This window comes from Marseilla massiliensis (assembly GCF_016899855.1).
Lineage (GTDB): Bacteria > Bacteroidota > Bacteroidia > Bacteroidales > Bacteroidaceae > Prevotella.
On sequence record NZ_JACJJG010000139.1, the window covers coordinates 1 to 5,965 of the forward strand.

5 protein-coding genes are annotated in these 5,965 nt (G+C 50.8%); 3 read left to right on the plus strand and 2 right to left on the minus strand.

What is annotated here, in order from left to right; all coding sequences use genetic code 11:
• Positions 1-42 precede the first annotated feature (42 nt).
• Positions 43-516 carry a hypothetical protein gene (locus H6A34_RS13335; RefSeq protein WP_205105915.1) on the minus strand — a complete coding sequence of 158 codons (474 nt, stop codon included), beginning with the start codon at positions 514-516 and terminating at the stop codon, positions 43-45.
• Between the two features lie 380 nt (positions 517-896).
• Between H6A34_RS13335 and H6A34_RS13340 the strand changes: the two genes are divergently transcribed.
• The gene (locus H6A34_RS13340) at positions 897-2,330 is read left to right on the plus strand and encodes a CCA tRNA nucleotidyltransferase (RefSeq protein WP_205105916.1); all 1,434 of its coding nucleotides are present in this window, start codon (positions 897-899) and stop codon (positions 2,328-2,330) included.
• Positions 2,331-2,380: 50 nt separating this feature from the next.
• Here the strand turns inward: H6A34_RS13340 and H6A34_RS13345 are convergent, their stop codons facing one another.
• A complete protein-coding gene (locus H6A34_RS13345; RefSeq protein WP_205105917.1) occupies positions 2,381-3,514 on the minus strand; it encodes a TlpA family protein disulfide reductase in 1,134 nt (377 codons plus the stop codon).
• Positions 3,515-4,454: 940 nt separating this feature from the next.
• On the opposite strand from H6A34_RS13345, the gene H6A34_RS13350 reads away from it, so the two are divergent.
• Positions 4,455-5,645, plus strand: coding sequence for an efflux RND transporter periplasmic adaptor subunit (locus H6A34_RS13350; RefSeq protein WP_021949051.1), 1,191 nt, complete (start codon positions 4,455-4,457; stop codon positions 5,643-5,645).
• Between the two features lie 117 nt (positions 5,646-5,762).
• Positions 5,763-5,965, plus strand: a 203-nt coding sequence (locus H6A34_RS13355; protein ID WP_205105918.1) for an efflux RND transporter permease subunit, incomplete at its 3' end; no start/stop codon positions are given.

Genomic DNA, 5,965 nt, shown 5'->3' on the forward strand with positions numbered 1-5,965 from the left:
GTCTTAACTCCTTTACTCCATAACTCCTTAACTCCTAAAATCTTATTCTCTGACTTCCTCCATCTTCTTCTTTATATACTTTATTTTTGCGCACTCTACGTCGAACACCGTCTTCAGCGAGTCGCGGTACACGCGCAACTTGTTGACCTTACGCAGTTGATCCTCCGTAGCAAGGCTCTTTGCCCGCAGTCCGTCAACGGTCTTTTTCAGTTCCTGGTACTCACGTTCAACGCGCTGAAGAACGGTATCTGTGCCCTCAACCGTCAGCTCGGCACGCTTCAGCTCCACCTCCTGGTACAGCTTGAGCGCCTTCTTGCGGGCCTCGATGGCCTCGGGGCAGTTCTTGCGCAACGAGTCGATAGTGGACAAAGCCTCTTTATATTCGCCATGTTCAAACATGGTTTGCGCCTGCTCAAGCAGCTCGCCTGCCTGCCTGTCGGCGGCATTACCGCCGCAGCCGGTCATCGCCAGGGCGGCGCACACGGCCAAGGCCGCTGTAAAAAGTCTTGCTTTCATAATAAATCCGATTGTCGGGCAAAGATACGAAAACATCCTGAAACATGCAACCCGAGGCCCGTTTTTCCTGTAAAAAACAAGCTCCGGCACGCTGCCTCATGGCCCTTTCATAAAGCATTGGTAATCAACATGTTTCCGAAATGCCGTCTTTCAGCTTGCGAAAGGCGGCATTTTAGCACCTGATTGACGCCCTTTCGGAACGCGAAAGGCCGCCTCTTGCAAAACGCCAGGCCACACGCGGCCACACAGTATGCCGCACGCGCGCATTTCACCTGCCGCGCCCCCGTACTTCGGCAGCCAAATGCAATTTTCTTAACTCATAATTCTTAATTCTTAATTAATTAACGTAAATTTGCAGCCACTTTACAATTTTGAACGAAATGAGGTTACTTTCTGACGCCGAACTGGCGCAACTTCTTGATAAAGACATATTCCATAAAATATCTTCCGCGGCCGACACGTTGGGCCTCGAATGCTACGTCGTAGGCGGATACGTGCGCGACCTGTTCCTCGAACGGCCGTCAAACGACATCGACGTTGTCGTTGTAGGCAGCGGCATTAACATTGCCGAGGCGCTTAAAGAGCAGCTCGGCAAGAGGGCACGGCTGTCCGTATTCCGTAATTTCGGCACCGCCCAGGTGAAGTATAAGGACATGGAAGTGGAGTTTGTAGGCGCCCGGAAGGAGAGCTACAGCCACGACTCGCGCAAGCCGATAGTGGAGGACGGCACGCTGGAGGACGACCAGAACCGCCGCGACTTCACCATAAACGCCATGGCGGTATGCCTCAACAAGGCCCGTTTCGGCGAACTGGTAGACCCCTTCGACGGCCTGGCCGACCTTGAAGACGGTATCATACGCACGCCGCTCGACCCTGACGTGACGTTCTCTGACGACCCCCTGCGCATGCTGCGCTGCGTCCGTTTTGCCACGCAACTTAACTTCTTCATAGAAGACGAGACGTTCGACGCGCTCGAGCGCAACGCCGACCGCATAAAGATAATCAGCGGGGAGCGCGTACAGGAGGAGCTTAACAAGATAATGATGACCGCCGCGCCGAGCAAGGGTTTTGTCGACCTGTACCGCTGCGGACTGCTGCCGCGGCTGCTGCCCGAGCTTACCGCCCTCGACATCGTTGAGACCCGCAACGGCCGCGCGCACAAAAACAACTTCTACCACACGCTCGAAGTGCTCGACAACGTCAGCCGCAAGTCGGACAACCTCTGGCTGCGCTGGGCGGCACTGCTGCACGACATAGGCAAGCCCAAGACCAAACGGTGGAACAACGCGCAGGGATGGACGTTCCACAACCACAACTTCGTGGGCGCGAAAATGGTGCCCGACATCTTCCGCAGGCTAAAACTGCCGATGGACGCGAAGATGAAATACGTAAGCAAACTTGTAGACTTGCACATGCGCCCAATCGTAATCGCCGACGACGTAGTGACCGACAGCGCCGTAAGACGCCTCCTGAACGACGCCGGCGACGACATAGACGACCTCATGACCCTGTGCGAGGCCGATATAACCAGCAAGAACGAAGTGCGCAAGAAGCGGTTTCTCGAGAACTTCCGCATAGTCCGCTCCAAGCTGCACGACCTCAAGGAGAAGGACTACAAGCGCCTGTTGCAGCCCTGCATCGACGGTACTGAGATAATGGCTATGTTCAACCTGAAGCCTTCACGGGAGGTTGGCGAGCTGAAAAAGGCGCTCAAGGACGCGGTGCTCGACAACCGCGTGCCCAACGAGCGCGAGCCGCTAATGGAACTGCTGATGGAAAAGGCCAAGGAAATGGGGCTTGTAAAGGAAGAATAACAATTAACGGAAGCCACGCACGTGGCTTCCGTTTTTATTTTGAATAACACTCAATCAAGCTCCTTGTCGAGCGTTTCGTAAAACTCGTCGGTCTCTCCCTTGAAGCATTTTATCACCTTCCCTTTCGGCGAAATGAGTACTTTATAGGGATAGCCCGTTACGCCGTAGCGCTCTTCCGTTATGCCGTCGGGCGAAAAAACGTGCAGCCAGGGAACGTTGTTCTTAGCCACCGAGGCTTTCCATTTGTCCTCCTTGTCGTAGCAGGCTACGCCGACAATCTCCAATCTGTCCTTGTATTTATTGTAGTATTCTTTCATTTTGGGAAATCCCTTGATGCACCATGAGCACCATGAGCCCCAGAAGTCCACAACGATGTACTTTCCCTTGCCAAACAATGAAGCAAGGTTGAAGTCGTTGCCGTTGATGTCTTTCAGGGTAAAGTCGGGCGCACGCCTGCCCTCTTTCAGCTCAAGTCCTGCCTGCTCAGCCGCAGCAAGCTCCTTCAACACACGTATGAAAAGGTCCTCCATGCTGTCAAGATAATCCTTGAAACGGCCGTTGCGCACCTCGGGCGACATCCTGTTGATGACCTGCGGTACTTCTTTATAATCAAGCGAGAACAGCATTGTGGCCGTAACCTCGTCGTCAAGATGTTGCATTATGTACGGACGCAGGGCTTCGCGCTTCCTTCTGTTTATGTATCTCTGCGTCGAGTCCTTTACGGCTTTCAGCTGGCTTTCGTCCTGTCCTTGTGCAACGCCGTTGCGGTATTTGTCCGACGCGGCCTTCTCTTCCGTCAAAAAAGGCCGCTCCATGAGCCTTACGCTGTCAAGTTTTTGGTAGAACGCCGTTCCTTTGAGCGACCATCCGGCCTCAAAGTCGGACGTTCCCATGACCTCGGCGCTTTCATTTGGCACGAAGAAGAAAAACGACTTGTTTCCATTTGACTGTACTGTCAGATCCGCATAAACGGCATAGTCGATATTGCATGAGTACGTAAAGCCGCCGCTGCCGTCAACAGGCACTTTCGCTTCGGTTATCTTACGCTCCGGGGTATGGCACACATATTCAATCTGTAGCGTGTCGTTAGCTACGTCGGTAAGGCGTCCGCTGATTGTGAAATTGTCGGCAAAAGCGCCCGTGCAGAGTACGGCAAGGAGCGCGGAAATGATTGTTTTCTTCATGTTTTCAATTTTATAAGGTTATGGCAGGCACAGAGTTACGCCAAAGCAACAGGCCACCGCCATGCCGGCTTTTGTTCTTACAACTAACAAAGTTAGGCATTTATCCCTGAAAAACGAAACCAACGCTGTACGTTTAACAAACATTTAAGATATCGGCAAGCCACGCAACGCATCATAACAAAGCGTAAACGCAAAAACGACTATTGCTTACATGTTGTTTTTCACCAAGCCACTCAGATTGCGTTATTCTGAAAAACAAAAGACTTCGGACGAAATATCGCAGAATACGGCGTGCAAAGATAAACCGCTGAACGTCAGTGAATTAATCACAAAAGAACATGATGTGTGCAATAATCAGTACATAACGAGCCCATGAAAATACGACTTACGGATACTAAAATATTACTTTCAGACATTAAATATATGGTATCCTGCCTGCTGGAAGATGGCCTTTGAGGATACGAAAGGCCGTCTTTGGCACCCTCAAAGGCCGTCTTTAACACTTCCAATGACCGCCTATGAGGTATCGGGAGAGTATTAACGGGCATGCAAACTGCCTATTTCCGTTATTCCGACGGACATTTTCACGTTTACGTTTTGATATGTTGTTAACAGAAACAAGCTGCGTTTTGACATCCGGCAATCAATAAAAGGCTCGTCATAAAACGATGATTCAGGCTGACACCCATGCCAATCAGCCTTTTATGCCGCCAGACATTGATTTTTGCCCGAACCTCCTTGAAAATAGGGATAATCACCGCTTGTCTTGCTCAAATAAAGTTAAATCACGATAATTATCATTTAGCACTATGGCGTATTAAAATAATAATGTGTATTTTTGCACGTCGAAAACCGGTAAGGACAAAATAGTTTTCGTATAAATACATATTCAACCCGCCATAAAAATAAAAGAACATAATTTATTTGAAGTAAAATAGGTATGAAAAAGAACAAGTTTTTAATGCTTGCAGCTGTGGCCGTAATGCTCTCGTCATGCGGCGGACAGCAAGGTGGAAGCGGCGACAACGAGTACGCCGTGAGGACGATCGAAACACAGAACGCTGAATTGCAGACCACTTATCCGGCAACGATAAGAGGCGTGCAAGACGTTGAGATACGTCCTATGGTTTCAGGATTCATAACAAAGATGTATGTCAAGGAGGGCCAGACCGTAAAGAAGGGCCAGGTGCTTTTCGAGATTAACAAGGTAACTTACGAGGCAGCAGCCCGCCAGGCCAAGGCTGCCGTCAACTCGGCTGAGGCACAGCTCAACACGTCGAAGCTGACTTACGAGAACAACCAGAAACTGTTTGAGAACAACGTCATCGGTTCATACGAGCTGCAGTCGGCAAAGAACAACTATGAGAACGCACAGGCAGCGCTCGCACAGGCCAAGGCTAACTACGTATCAGCAAAACAGAACCTCGACTTCTGCTACGTAACCAGCCCGTCAAACGGCGTTGTAGGCGACCTGCCCTACCGTGTAGGAGCCCTCGTAAGCGCGTCGAGCGCTGAAGCGCTGACCACCGTGTCAGACATCAACACCATGCAGGTGTACTTCTCGATGACCGAGAAAGACATTCTCGACATGACCAAGGAGAAAGGCGGACTGCATGCCGCAATAAGCGAGTATCCTGCCGTTAAGCTCCAACTGGCCGACGGGACGACATACAACCACGACGGAAAAGTGGCAGCCGTAAGCGGTGTCATCGACCAGTCTACCGGCTCGGTATCGATGCGCGCCGACTTCCCCAACCCTGAACACCTGCTAAAGAGCGGCGGTTCAGGCTATATCATCGTGCCGCACGTAAGCACTAACGTAGTGGTTGTGCCGCAAGACGCAGTGGTACAGGTTCAGGACCGTTATTTCGTTTATGTCGTAGGTAAGGACAACAAGGTGAAATACACCAATGTGAACGTAAACCCCAACAACGACGGAAAGAGCTACATAATAGAAAGCGGACTGAAAAGCGGCGACCGCATAGTTGTCAAGGGCGTTACAACGCTTAAGGACGGCATGCAGATAACGCCGATAACAGAGGCGCAGTATCAGGAAAAGCTGAAGAAAACCAGCCAGATGGGCGCAAGCCAGAACGACCTGAACAAGCTCAAGGAAAACTTGACAAAATAAATGTTGGGGTTTAAGGTCTTACGGTTTTGAGGTTCTACGGTGTGCGTGTATGTCATGCCTTTTATTACCTTACAACCTTATGACCCCATAACCTCATAACCGACAAAATAGAATAAAATGAGATTAGACAACTTCATAAAGCGCCCGGTGCTGTCAACGGTGATATCCATCCTGACGGTCATCCTGGGTCTTATCGGATTGGTGTCGCTGCCAATGGAGCAATATCCTGACGTTGCGCCGCCAACCGTCAGCGTGAGCGCGAACTATCAGGGAGCCAACGCGCAAACAGTGTTGAACTCGGTCATCGTGCCGCTTGAAGA

What these genes read in the sequence shown, in the direction of transcription:
- H6A34_RS13340 (WP_205105916.1), top strand. Translation starts at nt 897, where the DNA reads ATGAGGTTACTTTCTGACGCCGAACTGGCGCAACTTCTTGATAAAGAC.
- H6A34_RS13350 (WP_021949051.1), top strand. Translation starts at nt 4,455, where the DNA reads ATGAAAAAGAACAAGTTTTTAATGCTTGCAGCTGTGGCCGTAATGCTC.
- H6A34_RS13345 (WP_205105917.1), bottom strand. Translation starts at nt 3,514, where the DNA reads ATGAAGAAAACAATCATTTCCGCGCTCCTTGCCGTACTCTGCACGGGC.
- H6A34_RS13335 (WP_205105915.1), bottom strand. Translation starts at nt 516, where the DNA reads ATGAAAGCAAGACTTTTTACAGCGGCCTTGGCCGTGTGCGCCGCCCTG.